General features: G+C 62.3%; 23 protein-coding genes and 1 pseudogene. 3 read left to right on the forward strand and 21 right to left on the reverse strand.

Annotated features, from left to right (window positions below):
- Positions 1-170: 170 nt before the first annotated feature.
- Complete coding sequence (locus tag FHW75_RS25335) at positions 171-1,532, reverse strand: cytosine permease (RefSeq protein ID WP_183675039.1); 1,362 nt, start codon at positions 1,530-1,532, stop codon at positions 171-173.
- A 12-nt stretch (positions 1,533-1,544) separates the two neighbouring features.
- Complete coding sequence (locus tag FHW75_RS25340; protein WP_183675042.1) at positions 1,545-2,219, reverse strand: cysteine hydrolase family protein; 675 nt, start codon at positions 2,217-2,219, stop codon at positions 1,545-1,547.
- A gap of 591 nt (positions 2,220-2,810) precedes the next feature.
- On the opposite strand from FHW75_RS25340, the pseudogene FHW75_RS27310 reads away from it, so the two are divergent.
- Positions 2,811-2,981, forward strand: a pseudogene (locus FHW75_RS27310) (IS3 family transposase); the annotation flags it as partial.
- A 276-nt stretch (positions 2,982-3,257) separates the two neighbouring features.
- Positions 3,258-3,839 carry an MliC family protein gene (locus FHW75_RS25345; protein ID WP_183675046.1) on the forward strand — a complete coding sequence of 194 codons (582 nt, stop codon included), beginning with the start codon at positions 3,258-3,260 and terminating at the stop codon, positions 3,837-3,839.
- 116 nt (positions 3,840-3,955) lie between these two features.
- Here FHW75_RS25345 and FHW75_RS25350 read toward each other — a convergent pair whose 3' ends face one another.
- The 14 genes from FHW75_RS25350 to FHW75_RS25415 form a co-directional block, all read right to left on the reverse strand.
- Complete coding sequence (locus FHW75_RS25350) at positions 3,956-4,711, reverse strand: hypothetical protein (RefSeq protein ID WP_183675049.1); 756 nt, start codon at positions 4,709-4,711, stop codon at positions 3,956-3,958.
- A 78-nt stretch (positions 4,712-4,789) separates the two neighbouring features.
- The gene (locus FHW75_RS25355) at positions 4,790-5,518 is read right to left on the reverse strand and encodes a TIGR03747 family integrating conjugative element membrane protein (protein WP_182375168.1); all 729 of its coding nucleotides are present in this window, start codon (positions 5,516-5,518) and stop codon (positions 4,790-4,792) included.
- A gap of 34 nt (positions 5,519-5,552) precedes the next feature.
- Entirely contained in the window at positions 5,553-7,679 is a 2,127-nt protein-coding gene (traD, locus tag FHW75_RS25360) for a type IV conjugative transfer system coupling protein TraD (protein WP_183675052.1), read from the reverse strand.
- A 9-nt stretch (positions 7,680-7,688) separates the two neighbouring features.
- The gene (locus FHW75_RS25365) at positions 7,689-8,108 is read right to left on the reverse strand and encodes an integrating conjugative element protein (protein WP_183675055.1); all 420 of its coding nucleotides are present in this window, start codon (positions 8,106-8,108) and stop codon (positions 7,689-7,691) included.
- Positions 8,105-8,659, reverse strand: coding sequence for a transglycosylase (locus tag FHW75_RS25370; RefSeq protein WP_182375165.1), 555 nt, complete (start codon positions 8,657-8,659; stop codon positions 8,105-8,107). Before FHW75_RS25370 ends, FHW75_RS25365 begins: the two co-directional genes overlap by 4 nt.
- Positions 8,641-9,360 (reverse strand): TIGR03759 family integrating conjugative element protein, encoded by a 720-nt coding sequence (locus tag FHW75_RS25375; protein WP_182375164.1) that lies wholly within the window; start codon positions 9,358-9,360, stop codon positions 8,641-8,643. The genes FHW75_RS25370 and FHW75_RS25375 overlap by 19 nt, the downstream gene beginning before the upstream one ends.
- 10 nt (positions 9,361-9,370) lie before the next feature.
- On the reverse strand, positions 9,371-10,042 hold the full coding sequence (locus tag FHW75_RS25380) for a hypothetical protein (protein WP_182375163.1): 672 nt from the start codon (positions 10,040-10,042) through the stop codon (positions 9,371-9,373).
- Positions 10,039-10,554 carry a PilL N-terminal domain-containing protein gene (locus tag FHW75_RS25385; RefSeq protein ID WP_182375162.1) on the reverse strand — a complete coding sequence of 172 codons (516 nt, stop codon included), beginning with the start codon at positions 10,552-10,554 and terminating at the stop codon, positions 10,039-10,041. The genes FHW75_RS25380 and FHW75_RS25385 overlap by 4 nt, the downstream gene beginning before the upstream one ends.
- Before the next feature lie 130 nt (positions 10,555-10,684).
- Positions 10,685-11,401 (reverse strand): hypothetical protein, encoded by a 717-nt coding sequence (locus FHW75_RS25390; protein WP_183675058.1) that lies wholly within the window; start codon positions 11,399-11,401, stop codon positions 10,685-10,687.
- Between the two features lie 65 nt (positions 11,402-11,466).
- Positions 11,467-11,961 (reverse strand): JAB domain-containing protein, encoded by a 495-nt coding sequence (locus FHW75_RS25395; protein ID WP_183675061.1) that lies wholly within the window; start codon positions 11,959-11,961, stop codon positions 11,467-11,469.
- 66 nt (positions 11,962-12,027) lie between these two features.
- On the reverse strand, positions 12,028-12,285 hold the full coding sequence (locus tag FHW75_RS25400; protein WP_182375158.1) for a hypothetical protein: 258 nt from the start codon (positions 12,283-12,285) through the stop codon (positions 12,028-12,030).
- A gap of 67 nt (positions 12,286-12,352) precedes the next feature.
- On the reverse strand, positions 12,353-12,886 hold the full coding sequence (locus tag FHW75_RS25405) for an STY4534 family ICE replication protein (protein WP_182375157.1): 534 nt from the start codon (positions 12,884-12,886) through the stop codon (positions 12,353-12,355).
- 740 nt (positions 12,887-13,626) lie between these two features.
- Positions 13,627-15,594 (reverse strand): DNA topoisomerase III, encoded by a 1,968-nt coding sequence (locus FHW75_RS25410; RefSeq protein WP_183675064.1) that lies wholly within the window; start codon positions 15,592-15,594, stop codon positions 13,627-13,629.
- Between the two features lie 97 nt (positions 15,595-15,691).
- Positions 15,692-16,036: a helix-turn-helix domain-containing protein gene (locus FHW75_RS25415; protein WP_110159816.1), complete on the reverse strand. Its 345-nt coding sequence runs from the start codon at positions 16,034-16,036 to the stop codon at positions 15,692-15,694.
- Positions 16,037-16,176: 140 nt separating this feature from the next.
- On the opposite strand from FHW75_RS25415, the gene FHW75_RS25420 reads away from it, so the two are divergent.
- Positions 16,177-16,404 (forward strand): hypothetical protein, encoded by a 228-nt coding sequence (locus FHW75_RS25420; RefSeq protein ID WP_183675066.1) that lies wholly within the window; start codon positions 16,177-16,179, stop codon positions 16,402-16,404.
- A 93-nt stretch (positions 16,405-16,497) separates the two neighbouring features.
- On the opposite strand, the gene FHW75_RS25425 is transcribed toward FHW75_RS25420, so the two are convergent.
- The 5 genes from FHW75_RS25425 to FHW75_RS25445 all read right to left on the reverse strand — a co-directional run bounded on the left by FHW75_RS25425 (position 16,498) and on the right by FHW75_RS25445 (position 20,089).
- On the reverse strand, positions 16,498-16,926 hold the full coding sequence (locus tag FHW75_RS25425; RefSeq protein ID WP_012052638.1) for a single-stranded DNA-binding protein: 429 nt from the start codon (positions 16,924-16,926) through the stop codon (positions 16,498-16,500).
- Between the two features lie 5 nt (positions 16,927-16,931).
- Entirely contained in the window at positions 16,932-17,426 is a 495-nt protein-coding gene (locus FHW75_RS25430) for a DUF3158 family protein (protein ID WP_183675068.1), read from the reverse strand.
- Positions 17,423-18,178, reverse strand: coding sequence for a PFL_4669 family integrating conjugative element protein (locus FHW75_RS25435; RefSeq protein WP_183675070.1), 756 nt, complete (start codon positions 18,176-18,178; stop codon positions 17,423-17,425). The genes FHW75_RS25430 and FHW75_RS25435 overlap by 4 nt, the downstream gene beginning before the upstream one ends.
- 151 nt (positions 18,179-18,329) lie before the next feature.
- The gene (locus FHW75_RS25440) at positions 18,330-19,544 is read right to left on the reverse strand and encodes an STY4528 family pathogenicity island replication protein (protein ID WP_183675072.1); all 1,215 of its coding nucleotides are present in this window, start codon (positions 19,542-19,544) and stop codon (positions 18,330-18,332) included.
- Entirely contained in the window at positions 19,538-20,089 is a 552-nt protein-coding gene (locus tag FHW75_RS25445; protein ID WP_183675074.1) for a DUF2857 domain-containing protein, read from the reverse strand. The genes FHW75_RS25440 and FHW75_RS25445 overlap by 7 nt, the downstream gene beginning before the upstream one ends.

Genomic DNA, 20,089 nt, shown 5'->3' on the forward strand with positions numbered 1-20,089 from the left:
CTGTCCGCCTTGGGTTAATCACTGCCACTCGTGAGCGGTAGCGATTAACCCAGTGCAGAGAAGTACAACTACTTTGAAACAACCTAGCCGTAATAAATTGCGTCACCGCCAGCTGAGCCTGCGAAGCGGATATTCATCCGTGCGATGACGCTCTATCTAAAGGAACAGATTCAGGTCTCAGCCGTTCTGGCAGCCAAGGCTGATCGCCTTTGCATCAGGCCGTAGTAGCAGACTGCCGGGAACAGCAGCCCCACCACCCAGGCCAGGTCGATGCCCTGCAGCGAGTCAGCAACAGGCCCGACGTAGAAAGAGGTGTTCATGAACGGGATCTCCAGCGCAATGGTGGCGAGAAAAACGCCCACTGCGACCCAGTTGACCCGGCCATAGATACCCGACGGGTCGAAGATGTCGGCAATCTGGTAGACCCCTTTGCGCAACGCGTAGTAGTCCACCAGGTTGATCGCCGTCCAAGGGATCAGGAAATAGCTCATAAAGAAGATGAAGTTCAGGAAGAACTGGATGAAGTCATCCTGGGCCAGGGTACATAGCGCCGTCGCCAGAGCGCAGATCACCAACATGAAGCCCGCGCGCACCCCAGGGGTGACCTTCAGCGCTGCAAACGGCTCGATTACCGTCACCGTCGACATGAAGGCGCCGTACAGGTTGAACACGTTGATCGCGATCTGCCCGTAAAGCACGAACGCCACCCCCAGCAGAGTGCCGCCGCCGAGCACGCCAAGCAGCTGCAGGCCAACGTTGTCGGAAAAGCCGACGATGGCCTTGGCCAGCACCGCACCCAGCAACATCATCCAACTACCACCGATGACCGTGCCCGCGTAGCTGTACCAGAACACCTGCCGCGTGGACGTATGGGTCGGAAGATAGCGCGAGTAGTCGGCCACGTAAGGCGCATAGGACAGCTGCCAGGTCACTGCGATGCTCACCGAGGCCAAGAAGCTGGCCAGGTTGAAGCCTTGCGCAGACCATTGGCCAGCGTCCATCGGCAAAGCCAGAGCCAGCAGCGTGGCGATGCCGAAGACCGCGATCGACAGCAGCGACAACAGCTTCTGCAGGCGGTGGATGAGCTGGTAGCCGAACAGCGCCACCAGGAAGCACAGGCCACCGAGCAGAGCGATGTTGCCGCCGTTGCCGAACGGGCTCGCGCTGGCAATAGCCTGAGCGGCCAGCAGCGTGTTGCTGACGAAAAAGCCCAGGTAGATGAGCATCACGAACAGCAACGGCACGATGGCACCGAATACGCCGAACTGAGCACGACTCTGGATCATCTGCGGGATACCCAGGCGTGGACCTTGGGCGGAATGCGAAGCCATGAAGATCGCGCCGATCAACGAGCCGAGCAGAATCGACAGTGCACTCCAGAACAGGTTGAGCCCTAGGCTGATCGGCAGCACACCGGCGGCCACCGTGGTGATGTTGGCATTGGCGCCAAACCAGACGAAGAACAGCGAACGCGGCTCGCCATGGCGTTCGGTTTCCGGGATGAAGTCGATGCTTCTTTTCTCTACTTTCATGTCGTTCTCCGCTCAGCGCTGGGCAGCAAGTTCGCGTTCGAAGCGCGCAATCGTCTGCACGAATGCTTCTGGCTCATGGGCGAGATGGTCGGGTTCTGCACTGAGCACGGAGGTCGCCGGCTGGTTGTTCCAGCTGCGCAGCAACTGCTCGACGGAGAAGATTTCCAGCCCGTAGAGCCAGTTGGAGAGAATGAACAGCGCCGAGTAGTGCGCGGAGAGCGTGGTCGCCGTGCAGGCGTCGGCGAGCAGCACCAATTGGAAGTCGTGCTGGTAGGCATCGAACAGGCTGCTCATAACGCACACGTCGGTCAGTACACCGGCCACCACCAGCCGCTTGATGCCCTGATCTTTCAAGGTCTGGGCCAGGTGCGTGCCGTGGAAGGCGCTGTAGCGTTGCTTGTCGATCACGACGTCGCCGGCCTGAGGCGCCAGGGCATCGATGATTTCGATGGCAGGGGTGCCGGCCCGGTAAGTGGTTGGTCGGCCCTGCGCGTCAACTGGCTCGCCGAATGCCAGGTCGCGGCCTAGGGCATCGTTGACGTGGCGTGTGTAGAACAATGGCAAGTTTCGGCTGCGGGCACAATCGATCAGCGCCGCAGCATTTTTGATTACATTGTCGAAGCGCGGCAGGGGGAAGCCATCTTCCTGTTGCAGGTCGATTAGCAGAATGGCGGTGTCTTGGGTCATCTGATTTCTTCCAGGTGCATGAGTCCGGGCGATACGCATAGGCTCGCCGGTCGGCATATCGGGAGCGGTTACGAAAACGCCGTACCGGCGTTACCCGCGAATACGAGAAGTGCTCTCGTGGAAGGAATCAGCTAACTATCTGCCAGAAGCCATTTTGCTTGGCTGCTACGGCGGCAGGAAGGCGTTGCAGCGTGATCTGTAATGGTGCAGCCGCTCGTCTCAAGAACCCCATCATGGGCCCACAAGGCAACACGCGCACCCAGCCAAACGGGCTGATGCTGACGCTGCCAAAGGAGGAGACGGGGCGTGTCATGACAAAACACTCTAGGGACTTCATTACATCTCAAGCAATTACTAGGCCAAGATCAATGGCGCTCTAGACCGCTGTTTGCAGACGTGCTTTCCAACGAGTGTTACCGCGAACGTGTGGCATACCGTAATACAGATGATACGGAGCGTAGCATTGTCCAAAGGAGTCCTTCAGATCGACAACCCTCGGCTGGTCATGAGAGTGGAGCGGGGTGAAGGCCGCGAAGACCTGAGCTATTGAGATAGCTGAAATGAGTCATTAGCGGTTAGTCGTTCCTCGAATTGCTGCGCCAGGTGAAACAACCCCAGCAGGAGCGCAGCGGCATCATTCCCCATAGCAAGACGCTGACACCTGAGCAGCAGAAGATCCAGGAGCTGGAAGCTCGCAGCGCGATGCCTTGAATGGGAGAAATCCATTTTTAGAAAGGCTGCTGCGCTCTTGAAGTAGGAAGGTCAGCCAGTGGCTGGGGTTCCGTTGCTATCGAGGTCGGTCGGTGCGGTCGAGGGATCGCTCGCCGGGAGTGGGGTCATCCAGTTTCTAGTCTGTTCCAGGTACTCCTGAACGCAGAACTGGAGGCTCTCCATGGCCGCTATCGAAAGCGGCCATTCGCGAACGGCAGCTATCGGCCAACAGCAGTCATTAGCCGCCGAAAAGCTAGGCCACCCTCCACGTCATTCAGCGCCGAGCTAGACTGAGCCCAGTATTCTGAATCGGTAATGGTGGTTCCCATGAAGCACTGGCTTCCCCTGCTGCTCACCCTGCCTCTGCCGCACACCCAAGCTGCGGGACCTGCCTTCAACTGCACTCAGGTCGAGGCCGGCAGCATCGAACAACAGATCTGCCAGAGCGCGCCGCTCTCGGCACTGGACCGGAAAATGGCCGAGGTCTACACAGCCGCGCAGCAGAAGGCCGGCAATGAACATCCGCCGGTGCTCAAGACCGAGCAGCGGGGCTGGATCAAAGGCCGCAACGATTGCTGGAAAAGCGCGGACCAGCACGCCTGCATCGCCGACAGCTACCGCCTGCGCATCGCCGAACTGCAGGCGCGCTACGGGCTGGTCGAGGCCACCGGCCCGGTTTTCTACCAGTGTGACGGCAACCCGGCCAAGGAGGTGGTTGCCAGCTTCTTCCGCACCGAGCCGCCAACGGCCATCGTCGAGTTCGGTGACCGCAGTTCGCTGATGTACCTAGAACAGACCGCAAGCGGCGCGCGCTACCAGGGACAAAATGAGAGTTTATGGGAGCACCATGGCGAGGCCATCGTGGTGTGGGGGTATCAGGGGCCGGAAATGCACTGCACAGCGCGTTGAAAGCCGCCGCTATGACCCATTGCAGAAATTCTCCTGGGGTAGCTATCGGCCAATATCGAACTTCGATGTGGTCCGCCACGAAGTCATCATCCAGAACACAAGCGCGCCCTGCTTCGTTAAAGCTGCATTACGGCGAGCGCCCTGCGCAGAGGTTCGTCGGATATTTGGATAGGACCGTGAAATGGCACGTCCATATCCAATACCAGATACACGGAAGCCGCGATAAGCATTGAAGAAACGACGAACATTCCTATCACCATTGAATTACGTGGCGCTCGGTATCCAAAACTGGCGAAAATGAGCGTCAACCAAGTAACAAGCATCCCAATGAGTGGGCCGGGAATTGCCCCCTCTGACTGCTCGACGATCCTCCAACGTTGCTCGATAAGCGAATGATATTGCTGACGAATATCCTGAAGCATAGTTTCATGGTAGCGGTCTTGCGGCTTTATGGCAGCCAAAGACTTTCCTATGTCATCCAAGTATTTAGCTGCCTCGCTGTTACGATGTTGCAGCGCCTCGTCCCCCCGGTACGGGGTCTCAATAGCGTGCTCAAGATAGGTGACCAGTCGGTTGCGGGTGTCTTGTGCCGAATCGCCATAGCCCCGCAGTGTCCGATCAAATATGATCATGCTGGTTGCATACCCATGAAAGTTCGCGTCAATCGACTCGAAGGTATTTTTGGCAGAGTTGATCATCAATCCAAAGACCAGCGATGTCATAACCACAAAAATGTTAGCTACCAGGCGAATTACTGTATTTGTGTCTTCATCTCTATGGTGGGATGCCAGCTTTGGGTACCACTGCATCATGAGAAGCGAGGCGGAAACCAAGCACCCAAAAATGGCCACTGCGATCCACAGAGAATTCATGCATCAAGGCCTCGATTAATCTGACTCAAGTGTTAGAAGATAGACCGTGACCGACCGCTTTGGGTCGATAGCGGACGGTCAAAGGTATTTTTTGAAAGTCGCAGCCGTAATTGCCACCATCCATCCAAGCACTGCAGCGCATGGCAGTAGGACCCAAATGGGATTCACCGATAAGGGCAGGGTGAGGTAGATCACCCAAGGGCTTACCATCAGCGGCAGCAACAACCGCTTCGCTCGATGGTAGACAAAGCTGCTCTCCCGGCCCGCTCCAAACTTGCGCAGGTCGCGACGCATCAAACCATCGATCGCGCCGGTGATCACCGCGAGCAGGAACAGAGGCATAGATAGTGTGAGTACGGCCAGTCGCACCACGAAGGTGAAAGTAGTGAACAGGGCCGCTAGTAGGTAGTCCTGCGTCAAAACGTAGACCTGCGCGAACTCCCCCTGCTTTGAAGGTTCTCGGCTGAGCAATCTCAGCTGGGTATCGGAATGCGCCCATCCGGTGCGCACTACGACCCAGTCGTTCAGGTGTTCGAGTACCTTGGCGGCCGCTTGCGCCGGCTCTTGCACGAGCAGCGAACTCTTGAAGTGGCCACTGAGCCAGCCCAGCTCGCTCAGCCACATGGCATGGCTGTGATGCCAGCCCTGCTCGGGCCAGAACCACAGCATGCCCACAAACTCCAGCACGATGGAGAAGATCAGCGAAGCGAACAGCAGGCCGAGCAGTCGCAGACACAGCTCGAGCATGCCGATAATGAGCCCCGGACTTCGCTGTGGAGGAGGTGAGCTGGCTGGGGTGGTAGGCATACGGGCTCCGCATACTCGGTTGCTGACGGCGCGCTTACGGGGTGTGTCTGCGCCCGGGAGGAGGCATCTCGGGATCGAAATCGATCGTCGGTGCACCGCCAGCGCTGCTCCACCAACTCCCCGCATTGACGTTGTAGGACTCGCGCATGCGCGCAGCCAGGGTCTGGAGATCCGCCGGCATCGCATCGTCGCTAGCCGGCTTCGGTAGCGGCATGCGTACTTTCCACAGTTGCCCACCTTCCTGGAACGAGAACATCTGCCCCTTGGGCAAGGCGATGATGTGTGCGGGTTCGATCAGTGGCACGGCGGTGGTGGTGACCCGGTCTTGCGAGGAGGAGGTGAAGTCAGTACGGGCATCAGGATCGGCGGTGTCCGTCGCGCCGGAGACCAGGGTGCGTGTCTGCACGTTGACCTTGGGCAACTGGTTGGTCAGCAGTTCGGCGGTGGCGGTCTCCCGTACCCGCAGCATCTGCAGGGTGTTGAAGTTGCCGATGACCTGACCGGCCTTGGCCCGGTTGCCGATCCGCGCCTCGATGTCGCTCAAGGTCTGGGTATAGGCGGTGACCTGGATACCGGCTCCACCACCCTTGTTGATCAGCGGAATGAACTCGTCGCCCATCAGCTCGTTGAACTCATCGGCGTGCAGGTTGATCGGCACCTTGTCCGCGGCGCTGGAGGAGCCTGGTAGACCATGGTCGATACCGTGTTTGTAGATATGGCCCGCGACGGAGACCAGGTCGGCAAACATCGAGTTGCCGACGGCAGCGGCCACCTCGGCATCGGACAGCGCATCCAGGCCGACGTAGACGATGCCGCGTTTGCGGATGACCTGCAGCCAGTCGAAGATCGGTCGTGGATCGTCGAGGTCGGTGTAGTTGGGGGCGAGCAGTTGTGCGGTCTTGCCGCTGGTGAGTTTTTCCAGGAGTGGCAGCAGTGAAGCCACGATCTTGTCGAAGTAGGTGCGGTCGTAGCGCACGGCCGAGCGCAGGCCGTCCATCACCGGATCGAAGATGCGCTTGGCGGTCAGGTACTGCTCGATGGCGACCACGCGCTTTTCCCGGCCGATCATGTGCCGCGGGATGTTTTTCTCGTTCAGCCGGCCTTCGATTTGCACGATCGCTTCCCAGGCCTGCGGATCATGGCGAGCGAAGAAGTGTTGAGCGTACTCGATGAATAGCGCATCGATGTTCACCACGTGCCGCTGGATCTGTAGGTAGTCCGGGCGCCGGCCGAGCTCGATCAGCGCTCGGGCGATGATGTTGACGAAGCGCCAGGCGAACTCGCGAAACGCTGCCGAGTTGCCTTCACCGCTCAGCTGGCCGGCGATGCGCGTGGCGACTTCGGATATGCGCCCGAAGCGGCCGATGGCGTTGTAGCGGGCGGAGATCTCCGGCCAGCCCAGGTGGAACACGTAGAACTCATGTTCGCGGCCGGCGCGTCGCGCTTCCACGTACATCCGCTTGAGCAGGTCGGCATCGCCCTTGGGGTCGAAGACGATCACCATCTCCTGGCTGGGTCGGTGGATGTCCTGGGTGATGTACACCTCGGCCAGGCGCGTCTTGCCGACCCGCGTGGTGCCCAGCACCAGGGTGTGCCCGACGCGCTCGCCCAGCGGCAAGCTGGCTTCCTGTTCCTTCGGCTCGACGCCATGCAGCAGTGGCGAGCCACCCACCGGTGGCAGCGGGCGTACCGGGTTGAATGGGCTGTCCCAGGCGGTCAGGCGAGGCACCAGTGACAGCCCAGGTGGGGCCTTCTCCAGCAATTGTTCCATTCGTCGCGCCCACTGGTGAGCGGCCGATTGGTTGACGTAGCGGGCCAGTGCCGGGTCCTGCGCCTCGAGCAGACGCTGGGTGTGCAGGCGGGTCCAGCGAAAGCCGCGTCCCATGAACAGGCGCTTGCCGCTTACTGGAATCTGCCGGCTGGTCAGCGAATAGCGCGGCAGGCGGCGGATGTTGCGCCGGTAGCGCAGGACGATCCGTGCCTCGTTAAGCCGCTTCAGGCCGAATGCGGTGTAAGCCAGGGCCATGCCTGCCCCTACCTCGGGCGACAGGGCTACTGTCCAGGGCGAATGCAGGCACAGCACGCCGGCACCGGCGCAGATGCCCACGGTGTACAGCTCCACCGCAGGGCGCAGCAGGGACTCCATCGCATGTTCGCCCATGATGCACCCTCACTGTTCCAAGCCGGTGGGCGTGATCAGCACCGGGTAGTGCTGCAGCTCCAGGCGCTCGGCGATGTCGTCGCCACTCACCGGCCAGATGTCGAGCCCCGGGGCTGCCGCCTGGATGCGGCGCAAGGCCTGGGCGTCGGCCACTTCAACCGCCAGGCCGCTGGCGCCCAAGTCCTGCAGCCTCTGTGCATGCTGGGCCAACCATTTCAGGGACGCGGGGTCTTGCCCGACCAGGAACAGCGGCGTGAACTCGGGCAACTTCAATGTCCTTGGCGGCACGGTACCGGGTGATAGGCGTGCGCTGTGCACGGGCAGTACCCAGGTCAGCGCGCGGGGATCGGGCTGCGCGCTGGGGGCCGCGAGGGCGCCAACCGTCCACCACAGGCACGTGCACAGCGTTACCCAGCATCGACGGTTCATGGCTGCGGCCCTCGCGGAGATGCCACGACCGCTTGTACACGCTGCCAGTGCTGGCTGAACTGTCGGCGGTAGCGCGCTGCAGGTTTACCGCCGGCAGGGCGGTGATAACGGCCCGCCACCACGACCCAGTCACCGCTGTCGGCGTAGTGGGCGCGCAGCAGCTCTGCCGTCACGGCCAGGTTGGCGCGTGGATCGAGAGCCTCGCAGGCGCTGCGGTAGCGGTCCGGGTGATAGCCGAGGTTGGTCTGACCCAGTCCAACATCGATGCGCTTGGGATCGTGGCGGGCCAGTGCCTGTTTGAGTGCGGCACACGCCTCATCACGGCGGGCGAAACGCTGCGGGGTGCCCGCAACATTCAAGGTCCAGGGCCAGGGCATGAGGTGACCCCGCAGTGGCGTACCGCTTTCCTGCAGGGCGATGGCGAACAGCACGGAGGCGGGGATGCCGGCACGCGCGGCGGCCAGTTGATATGCCGGCGGCGGCAGCGCGTCAGCGTGAACGGCCGTGGCGCTGGTCAAGGCCAGCGCGAGGATCAGTCGATGCGCTGCCATTTCCCGTCCACCTGCTGGTAGCGTGCCGGTAAGGGGCGACTGGCACCCAGGGCAAACCAGCGGCCACGGTCATGGTTGAGAGTGACCTGGCCACTGCTGACCTGGGCGGGGGTAATGCCCGCGCCCCGCGCCCACTGGCGTAGACGCGTATCGTCACCTTGGCTGCCGACCAGGTACACATCGAGGTGCACGCCGCCACGCAGCCATTGCTGAGTGTTGGCGACGCAGGGCGGGCAGCGTTCCTCCACAAACACGGTAAAACGGCTAGCAGGGGTAGCTGCTGGATCGTCGGCCATGCCCTGCACGGGCTGCATCCCTGGGAACAAACGCGCCCAGGCAGCGGTGTAGGCCTTCTGGTAGGCCAGTTCACGCTCAGCGCGCTTGGCTTCGAGTCGGACCTGCAGCTCGGCGTAGCGCTGCCGCTCCTGGTCCGAGTCGGCCTCCACGCCGAGGGTGGTGAGCGGATCGAGCTGCGGCGACCAGTAGTGGCGGGGCCCGGCCTGCAGGTGCTCAAATTTGGCCCACTCATCCTCCGTCAGCCCCCAGGCCTTGGCCCGAGCTGTGTCGGATGCCTGCCTACCCAGTGGCATCTGTTCGCTAAACTGCGGAGCCGAGTCGACCAGTTTTGGCGCGGTCCACGCCATTCCTGCGAATAGGCAGGCAGGGAGCAGGATGAGCGAAAGATGGGAGTACCGAGCCATAATCACCTCTTCACGGCAGGGACAGTGTGTGATCGCCATGCCCCGGGACATGGAACACCACCTGGTCCGCGCGGATTGCGCGCAGCTGCCAGCTGTTCAAGCTGTCGCCAGGCTGTAGCAGGTGTACGGTCGTGAGCGAATGGGCGCCGGCGGGCAGGGCAGCCACGAACCTGATGTCACCTCGGTTCTCGATACCCAGCAGGGTGAAGGGCGGTGTCAGCGCCTTGGCCTTGGCTTTTTCACCCGTGGTGGCCCTTGGTTGGGTGTTGGCGGCCGCAGGCACAGCAGGGCGGGCCGACAGTTTCTCGAGCGTGGCCTCTACCGCAGCCAACCGTCGTTCCAGTGCCGTCAGATCGCTGCTGCTCGGACCTGGCGGTGCCGCCTCGAGCGCCTTGAGCGAGACGGCCAGCTCATCCTGCTGCTGGCCGAGCGCGGCCTGCGCTGCAGTGTGTCGACCTTGCGCCTCGCCCAACGCCACGACCTGCGGCTGCAGCGTCGTGAGCCGGTCGGCCAACGCATCGATATCGCGGCGCAGGGTCGGCGCTGGATCGGCTGGAGCATTGCGGGCATCAGCCTGAAGCTCGGCCAGTTGCTGATGATGGTTGTAGGTTTCGGCGGCGAGCACGGCGGCGCCCAGGCACAGGGCACCGACCACCAGCGCCTGAAAATGGAGGACCTTCATGGCGCAATCTCCAGTGTAGAGCATGGAGGTGCAGGCGACGGCACGCGCAGGGCGTAGCACACGCTCCGCTCGACCGGATTGATCTCGAGTCGCCAGGCCGGGCCGCCGATGATGGTCAGGGCGTCCAGCAGCGAGATCGGTCCGAGCTGATGCTGTACCGCGGGCAGAGGGCGACGGAACAAGCGATCCACCGCAGCGCTGTCGGCACACAGCGCGTAGCCCGAGCGATGCAGCACGTGACGCAGGGCTTCACCGACGGTGGCATTCAGGGCTGGCGCGATCTGCACGTTGACCAATTGATACAGCGGCTGGCGCTGCTCCAGCGTTGGCCGGGTGGTGAGCAGGGTGTAACGGTCCTGGCGCACCCAGGCAGGCAGCTGGGCTTTCGGCTTTGGCAATGCCGCCGGCAACGCGGGTGGTGCTGCGGGAGCCGGGGCCGGAGGCGGTGGCGGCGTGCTGCAGCCCGCCAGGGCAATCATCAGTCCGAGGGTGGAGAGTGTGGGTGTGTGCATGACCGTGTCTCGACAAATGTTGCCGATACGATGGCGAAAGCGTGAGTCGAGTCCCCACTGGAAAACCGAATCTGGCCAGCCAGCTTTTCAGTCGGCTACCACAAAAAAGGCGCCCGGAAGGGCGCCTTGGTCAGTCTTCGGTGAATAGCGGTAGCTCCGCCAGTGGTGCGGCGTCAGGGTCAAAGATCAGCAGGCGGGTGTCTGCCTGGCCTGCCAGCATTAGCAGCTGGAGCAGCACCGGCGGGACATGGTCATCGCGCATGCGCGAACAGACTTCGCTGGAGCTCCAGCCGATCCTGCTGGCTTGATGTGCCGCTACCCAGGGTGTCGAGTACAGCTTGCACCCCACGGCATGGTTGCTGTTGAGCTCGAAGCACTCGAAGAAGCCCGCCGGTGAATTGCACCAAGCGCGCACCTGCAGGTACTCGAAGTCGTCTGCGGGCAGGTGGGCGCTGCTGATTTCCCAACTGCGACTGTAGTGCCCGGTGCTGAAGGACAGTTGTTCGACCAGGTGTTGCGCCGCCTCGACATTGCCGAGGTCGCCGACATGCATCGGGCGTCCGAGCTGATTGCCCATGATCTGGTAGAGCACCGTGTTCACCAGACCGTCGGCCGGGCAGCGCATGCGCAGAAACTCGGGTACGCACACGCCGTCGGTGATCACCGCGACGTCGTCATCGAACAGGCACGGCTGCAGGCTGATGGCCTCATCGGGCAGCTTGTTCTGAGCCGGGTGCAGCGCGCGGTAGCACGGTGGGCAATCGTCGGCATAGCTGATCTGCAGGACACGCTCATAGCGCAGGTCTTGGAAACTGCGAAGAAACGGATTGGGCAGGGAAGGGTGCATGGTGATTCTCCGAAAGCGCCGAGGTCACCCCGAACGGGCGGTGACCTCAAAGGCAAGGTGGGCTGTCACATCCAGCCGTACTCGGCCAACGAAAGCGGGATGCCTTCGCCGATGATGATGTGGTCCAGGACGCGTACCTCGACCATGGCCAAAGCCTCGGTCAGGCGAGTAGTGAGCACCCGATCGGCGCCGCTCGGTTCCGAGCAGCCGGAGGGGTGGTTGTGGCTGAAAATCACGGCGGCGGCATTGTGTTCGAGGGCCTTGATGACCACCGGGCGGGGATACACCGAGGCAGCGTCAATGCTGCCGGTGAACAGGATGTCGAAGCTCAGCACACGGTGGCGCGAGTCGAGACAGAGCAGGGCAAACACCTCGTGGTGGTAGGGTGCGAGCTGCAGTTTCAAGTAGGCTGCGGCATCGGCGGGGGTTATCAGCACCTCGCCGCGCTGGAAGTGACGCTGGTCCAGCAGCTGCAGGGCCTCGGTGATCAGCGCATCCTCACGGGCGCGCTGGGCCAGTGCGGGATCGAGCGGGTCGACCAGGTTCAAGGCAGTGTTCATGGGCAATTCCTCGTGAGAGATGGAGCGCCCCCTGAGGGCGTGCCCCGGGCTGGTTTAGGTGTGTGATCAAAGGCGCGTGAAGCGATGTCGAGTGCCGTGCAGCGGGCTTAGGCAGCCCTCGCACGGTTGCATGGAGAAGGCCTCGATACCGGCGCCGGTCTGCGGATCGAAATCGGCGCTCAGGGGTAGCAGGGCTTGCAGTTGGGTGCGCATGTGGGTGATGCGTTGCTCGACTTCAGCCTCGCTGTAGTACAGCGACAGCCCGCTGAAGTCGTCGTAGGCGACCGCCTGCAGGCAGTCCTCGCAGAGCCAGAAGCTTTCCATGGTGACCTCCGACATAAAGGAACAACAGGCGCTCATGAGAGCGCCTGCTGCGGGCGGCCAACCTGCCCTAGGCAGACTGGCGAGCGGCGGTGGATTTACGGGCAGCGGGTGGGGTTGGTTGGCCTTGGTCAGCGTCACCGTCCACCTGTTCCGAGTCTGCTGATTCAGCAGCCTCAGGGGCGGCGGCAGCGTCGGTCCGAGCCGGCGCCCGGTAGCTGAATTGGCCATCGACTTTGATCCACTCGATGAAGATCAGTCGGCCTTTGAGGCTGGCGCCGGGTTGCCCCTTGCGTTCGCCTTTCTCGTACATGAACGGATCGACCCAGATGTCGCCGATGCGAAACGCGATAAGGACCTTGCGTTCAGCGCGGACGTCTTCCAGGTGTTCACGGATCAGTCGGTCGGTTTCACCGCTGGCGACCTTGCAGTCGAAGCGGGTGTACTCGACGTCGTCCGAGGCACCGTGCAAGGCAGCGATGTCACAGGCCATGAACGCTTGGCCGCGGCGAACCGGGACTTCGCGAACACGGTTGAGGTAACCGATGCCTTGGGTGTGCAGGTTGAAGTAGGTGGTTGGGGCGTTATTGCTTGCAGTAGTCATGGTGGAGCTCCTGTTCAGCAGAACGCGGACATCCACCGGCCCTGGCGGCTGGTGAGTTCCGCAAGGGAGGTGCAAACACATGATCGGTCGAGAAGGCGCTCATCACCGATGGGGCGGTGACCGTGCGAGCTGCCGAGCGCGAGTCGCACTTTGGGGGAGAACCACCCGAAGTGGGCGTAGCCTTGAAGGTTCTGGCTACCTGGGTGCTGTCAACGACAGCGGTGTGCAGCTCATCTATAAAACGCCGCAAAAGGCCCGTCAACCGTGATCTGCAGGCGGTCTGAACGGGCGGAATCGGGTGGCTTTCGGTGGATTGTCGGCGGCGAAAAAATAGCCCGATGGTCATCAGGCTAGGAGGAGTTGGACCACCCTTGACCCGGCGATGTAGCACCGGAGTCCGTCGCAGAGCTCCACTGCCGATCCACCTGGATCAACCGACCCTTGTCGTGGCCTGGATCGGAATCAACTGGCACGCATCCGCGCACAAAAGGTGCCCAGTGTTTCGCCGGCGGGCACCGGAGCTGAGCATCGTCGCCGAAGCGGATGACCCCTGAGGCCTGATGCAAGCCGCACGGGTCATCCACCTGGGAGACTTGGAACGCTGAGAAGTCATCCGCAAATGTGCTGAAGTGTGGCTCCGAACTCTACGAGTCTGACCGAGCTGCCCGGAGCGAATCGGTCTTGGTCGCCAAACGGCGAATGGCCAGATCACTACACCAGCGCTGTGGTGTGCCGTCAAGTCATGTGCTCTTCGAACGCTTGGTCTTGGCTACCGGTTTGGTGCCCTTGCAGTCGGGGTAGCGGATGCACGACCAGAAATTGCCGGTGCGACCTTTGCGCTGGCGCATGGCGCTGCGGCACACCGGGCAGAACGGTCCCTTGCTGGGGGGCGGGCGCAAGGTGAGCGTGGCGTTACTGCGCACCAGTCGAGTCAACCATTCTGCCTGTTTGGCAAGAAAGGTCTCGACGCTCAGCTGGCCCGATTCGATGCGGTCCAGCGCCTGCTCCCACAGCGCGGTCATGACCGGGTCGGCTACTTCTGGCGGCACCGCTTCGATCAAGGTATGCGCCGCCGCTGAGGCGGCCAGGCTGCGTTTCTTCTTGGTCAGGTAACCGTGGTCGATCAGGCCTTGGATGATCGCCGCGCGGGTGGCCTCGGTACCGAGTCCGCAGCTGTCCTTGAGCTTCTGCTTCAGGCGCGGATCGGCCACCTGGTTGGCGATGGTCTTCATCGCTTTGACCAGCGTTCCTTCGGTATACGCCTTGGGCGGTTGTGTGCGCTTTGCGTTGAGCGTGGCGTCGATCAGCGCCACCTTCGCGGATTCATGTAGCGTCGGCAAGCGCTGCGCCTGTTCGGCCGGCTCGGTGCCGTCGGCCTCGTTGATCACTGCCTTCCACCCGCGTGCCAGGATATGCTTGCCGCGCGCCACCAGTTGGTCTGCCTGGCTGTGCAGCAGCGCCTGGGTTTTCAGGTACTCGTGTTCGGACATGAACTGTGCGAGGTAGCGTGCGCAAATCAGCGTGTACACCGCCCGCTCGCGCTCGGAGAGCTGCGCCAGATCCAGCGTGACGGCGGTGGGAATAATGCCGTGGTGCGCGGTGATCTTGCTGCTGTTCCAGGCACGGGAGCGGCGGCTGGGGTCGACTTCCTTGAGCACTGCCCCCAGCGAGGGCGCGGCGGCGGCCAGGGCGTGGAGGACGCGCGGCACCTCATCGAGCATACTCTCCGGCAAGTATCCGCAGTCGCTGCGCGGATAGGTCGTTGCCTTGTGGGTCTCATACAGGGCCTGGGCGGTGGCCAAGGTCTCCTGTGCACCCAGTCCGAGCTTGGCCGAGCAGATCTCCTGCAACGTGCCCAGGTCGAACGGCAGCGGCGGGCCTTCGCGCACCCGCTCGACGTCGACGCTGTCGATCTGCGCGGCGCCAGCTTGAGTGAGGCGCCTGAGCGCCTGCTGCGCGGCGGATTCGTCGATACAGCGTCCAACCGCATCACTGGCCGCTGCGGTGGGCTGCCAGCGCGCTTGAAAACGGATGCCGTCCTGCTCCAGGTGCGCATCGACGGTCCAGAAAGGCTGCGGCACAAAGCTGGCGATCGCTCGGTCGCGTTCGACCACCAGGCGCAGGGTGGGCGTCTGTACGCGTCCCACCGGCAGCAGCCCATCGAAACCGGCGCGGCGGCCGAGCAGGGTGAACAGCCGACTCAGGTTGATGCCGACCAGCCAATCGGCACGGGAGCGGGCCAACGCACAGTGGTACAGCGGCAAGGTCTGCCCCCCCGGACGCAAGGCATCCAAGGCTCGGCGGATCGACGCCTCATCCAGCGCGGACAGCCACAGGCGCAGAATCGGCCCCTGGTACCGGCAGCGCTCGAGGATTTCCCGGGCGATCATCTCGCCTTCGCGGTCGGCGTCGGTGGCGATCACCACCTCGCTGCAAGTGCGCAGCAGTTGGCTGATCACCTTGAGCTGACTGGCGACCTTGGGCTTGACCACCAGTTGCCAGCGGCTGGGAATGATTGGCAGATCGTCCAGCGACCAGCGTTTGTAATCGCCATAGGCTTCAGGCGGCGCGGTTTCCAGCAGATGACCGACGCACCAGGTGACGGTGAGGTTTTGACCCCTCAGGCAGCCATCTCCGCGATTGCCGGCCTGCAGCACCCGGGCGATGTCGCGGGCTTGGGAAGGTTTCTCGCAGATGAACAGGCGCATACACGTGCCCTCTCGGTGGGTACCGACAGGGTGGGGGTGTGGTCACGAAGCGCCAGGGTAAATCCGAAGGTGCCGCGTTCATATCGGCGGGCGGGTGTTACTTGCGTTGCGCGAGGTGGCTTGCCAGCGTTTTCAGAGACTCCAGGGCGAACTGCTTATCCGCCTCATCGAGTTCCTTGATGATCGAGTTGATCTGCACGCCCAGGTCCTGCGGCCGAGGGCTGATCGCGAGCAGCAGTTCATCGGCCGGGCAGCCGTACAAGTCGGCCAATTGCAGCAGCTTGGATACCGAGAGCTCAACGAAGCCTCGCTCCAGGCGCGACACCGCTTCGCCGGAGATCTGCAGGTGCTCACCGACCTGCGCCTGGGTCAAATGCCGGGCACGACGATACTTCGCCAGCTGGCGGCCAATGTGATGTGGGCTAGGCTCTTTGACGGGCAATGGGGGCTCTCCAATTCGACCTATATGGTCGAACAGCACCCCAAAGATATGAACGACTCAAAAGGTTGACTAACAACTTTACGAGGCGTATCACCGGTAATTAGATGGATGACTCGACCGTGACCACGGAGGCAACAAACTTGCACGGATCCCACCAGAGTGAGGCAGATGCGTTAGCGATCAAGGCCTATGAGCTGTTCATGGCCACCCATCTGGAACCGGACAAGGAGCAGGCTCGCGCCCGGCTAGTCGCCTGGGTTCAGGAGAGTCCGCTGCACTGGCGGGCATTCCTTGCCCTGGACCAGTACTTGGCGGAAGTGAAGCAAATGCTGGAACATGAGCGGCATAGGAGTGCCCGGCGAGAATGAAACATCGGCAGCAGCCGGTGTTGCCCGCTGAGCTGACTCTATGGCTCCAGTGATATCGCGCTGCGGGCGGTAATTCCACTGAGTACCACGCACTTACCCGGACTTGCGCGGCGCTTTCTTACCACCCCCCTTGCGCGAACTACTGGCGTTATCGCTGGCTTTCTCGCGCATGGTCACCGAGGCCAGGCGGTGCGGCAGGATACCGATGCGCCGGGCCTCCACCTTGAACGTCACGCGCGCGTTGTCCTCGCTGTCCTCCCACTCCTCCTTGACGGTGCGCCCTTCGACCAGGACGCGCATGCCTTTCTGGTACAGCGTGGCCCAGTGTTCGGCGTCACGGTTCCAGAGCTCGACGGGCGCCCAATAGCCGCCGCGATCCTCGTAGCCGCCTTCGCGCGGTACCGGGTTGTCGAAGTAGACATTCAACCGCAACAGGCGCCGCGGCTCATCCGGGTTGGTGTTGAACTCCTGATACTCCGGCACGCTGCCGATGTTGCCTTCACCAACAAACAAAGTACTCATGCGGGTTACTCCTCGGTGGGGGAACGGGTTAGGGCGAGCTCGGCGGCCTCGAGCTTGCTGGCACCAGTGATGGCCTGGCGATACAACGACTGCAGGCTGCTCATCTGCAGGTTCAGCACCACGCGGTTGGTCTCCAGCTGATGCAGCGCCTGCCGCAGTTCCGGGTGCAGGCGCGGCTGAACCACCGTTTCATGCCATACCTGCACGCCCATGCGCAGAAAATCCGGGCTGCGCCAGCGCAGAAAATCAGTGCCCGTCGCGCTGTGCTGGACGACCAGGCGCAGCTCCAGCAACGAGAAGGGCGGCTGGGCCATGATCGCCAGCATCACCGCCATCAACTCAGCGACTTGGGTGCGCAGGCGCAGGATCGTCTCGGCGAACTGCTGCAGCTCCCCCTTACCCTTAAAAGGCTTTAAAAGGCCTTTTAGGGAGGCACCTTGTGCAAACTCGCGATAAGCATCGGCTGACAAACGCCGGGCAATGGCTTCGGCCAAGGTCATGCCTCACCCCCGTCGTTCGGGGTGTCGGCGGTGGGCTGTTCCTCGGCTTCGGCCGGATTAGGGTCTTCGATCTCGGACGGCGCTTTGGTGCGGGCGATTGGCGGGGCGAACTGGGAGCGGCGCGTCCCTTCGAGTATGTCCTGCGGCAGGGTGCCGAACTTATCGATGGCTTCGCGGGCACGGGCGTTGTTGGCGGCCATGTCGTCGCGGCTCACTCCGGCCAAGCGGTAACGCTGCGCCAGGCCAAACAGGCTGCGCAGCAGATGCGCTCCGCCATCGATCCAGGACTCCATGTCGCCTCGACCGATCAGCGCCGTATGGTGGGCGAGCAGCACCCGCCGGACCAAGGTGTCGTAGTCGGTGAGCAGGTAGATCGCGAGAAAGCCCAGCTGGCTGCCAATGAACAGCGGCAGGGTGACGGGATGAATGTTGAGGTTGTCGCCGACATCGACCTGCGTGGGCAGGGCCCGTTCCACTCGGCTCATTTGCTGCGTCAGCGTGGCCATGTCGAGCCTGGCCTGCAGCAGCTTTTCCTCCAGTTGCAGCATGAACCAGTCTGCATAGGGATCACCTTGGCTGCTGGCGTGTTTGAGCAGGTTGGTGACGCTGATGTAACCGGGCATACCCAGGATCGGATGTACCCCGTCGCGACCGCTGCGCCCCTGCCACAGCCGTGCCGCATGGTGGGTGTGCAGAGTCAGGGTGATGCTGCTGCGCAGGGAGCCCAGGTTGAGTTGGTAGTGATCGACCATCGCCAGTACCTCGCCGTCGGAATGACGCCGACGATGGGCCTAACCCTGGCCGGGGACGCGAATCATCGCGAAGATGGTGTGGTCACATTTCCAGAAGGGTGGACGTTGTTGGAATCTATGGCATCGGCATTATGTCCACCGAGCTCCAGCCCTATGCCGCAGTGATCCCTCGGCAACGTTGTTTCAGTTCCTCCAAGCAGGAGAGGGCAAGTGGCGAGGCGGTGCGCTGGCCGCTGCGCTTGGATCGCTCGCGGGGTGGTTCCTCCGGCACAGGCTTCGCTGGGCGTGAAGGAGGGTTTGCGGATTTCTCTTGCTCGGTACGCGCGGCCCACAGAGTAAATTCGCCCTGGCAGGCGCGCTTGATCAAGCCCATCAGATAGGCGACCGGTTTTCGAATCTCACCGCGGGCGCAGCGCACCGCCGCTTCATTGATCACCGCTTGTTGCTGTTCCGGCTCGAGCTGACGCATCGCCTGGGAGGCCATACGCCGCTCGTTCGGGTTCAGCGGTAAATCCTCAGGCCACCGTGCTCGACCAAACTCCACCTGCCCCAGTACCGTACTTTTTTTGCTTTGCTCTTTCTGTACTGTACGGCCAGCGTCGGCATTCCGAACCACAGTCATATCCGGTGTATTGCCCCGGGGTTCGGGATCTGTTGCGCCAGCCGGAGAATTCCGAACGAGGTCGAGTGCGCCAGGTTCGGAGTTCTTTGGGGCTGCTTCTGCGCCCATCAGCGGCAGCGTTTGCTGTTGGGCTGGCGGCAGCGAGCCGAGCCTGTCCTTGTCGAGCTGGGCCACCTGCGGGTCGGCCTGGATCTCGGCGATCACATGCTGCGCCACGTCCCGGACCCCTTTGGTGGCATGAGAAAGATTCTGCAGCAGCAGTGCCACGTAGCCGCTGTCCAGTTCCAGCTGCTCGGCCGCGGTCAACGGATCGCCGTGCAGCACATAAACGCAACCACGCAGGCAGCCGTTGGCATCGCGTGAGCGTTCCACCAAACTAAGCCAGCGGGTGCTGCGCAGGACATTGAGGGCCCGGGCGATGGTTTCGCGCGAAGCCTGGGCGCCGCAGGGACTGGTCGCCAGGTAGGGCTGCAGGTCCTGGTAGCGTGGCGTCTTGACCTTACGTTCGGTGATCAGCCAGCGCAGTACCTGCCAGGTGTTGCGCTCCAGTGGCGTTAGCCGGCGATCCAGCAGCAAGGTCTGCGGCAGCGGATTGTTGTCGCCGTAGTAGATCGTCCGCACCGCCGGCTCCTCGGTGGAAACAGCCAGTTTGCCGTTCGCCACGTACCACTCATTTCGGCGCCGAAGGGCGTCGTAGCACTGACGCACCACATCCTGCCAGTCGACTTCGTAAAAGCTCAGCATGGAGTGCCTCCGTACAGGTCGACCTGTTGCCAGACAAGGGTCAAGCTGATCTGTTGTTCCTCGGCCAGCATCATCATGGTGTCCAGCGGATCGTTGTCCGGATCCTCTGTGCGGAGCTGGCTCCAGCGATTCCACACGGCATGCTCCTGCGCTTCACTGAGCTGGACCGGCCGACCGCGGTGCGTCTCGATCTTCAGCACGCGGCGCCGCAACGCGGTTTCCGAATGGTCCAGGCCAAAGCAGCGGTACATGATGTTGGAGCTTGCGCCCAACTTGAGTGCGCGATTGATCAACCGCTCGTTCTGTTCGTCGCGTTCGGCCTGGATGATCAGGCGTCGTAGAACAGTGATGTCAACCTTCACCTCCACCCAGGCGATCGATGAGTGCGCTAGGTGGGACAAGGTGGTCGGCGGTAGCGCCTGCAGCACCTCAATGTCTTCATCGGTCAGGCCAAGGGCCTTGCAGCGCTGTAGACGGCCATGGCGCAACTCATGCAGCACCTGGTTCAACATGGCATGGTTCAACAGATTGAAAATCGTGCTCAT

The sequence above is a fragment of the Pseudomonas sp. OG7 genome (assembly GCF_014192825.1).
GTDB lineage: Bacteria > Pseudomonadota > Gammaproteobacteria > Pseudomonadales > Pseudomonadaceae > Aquipseudomonas > Aquipseudomonas monteilii.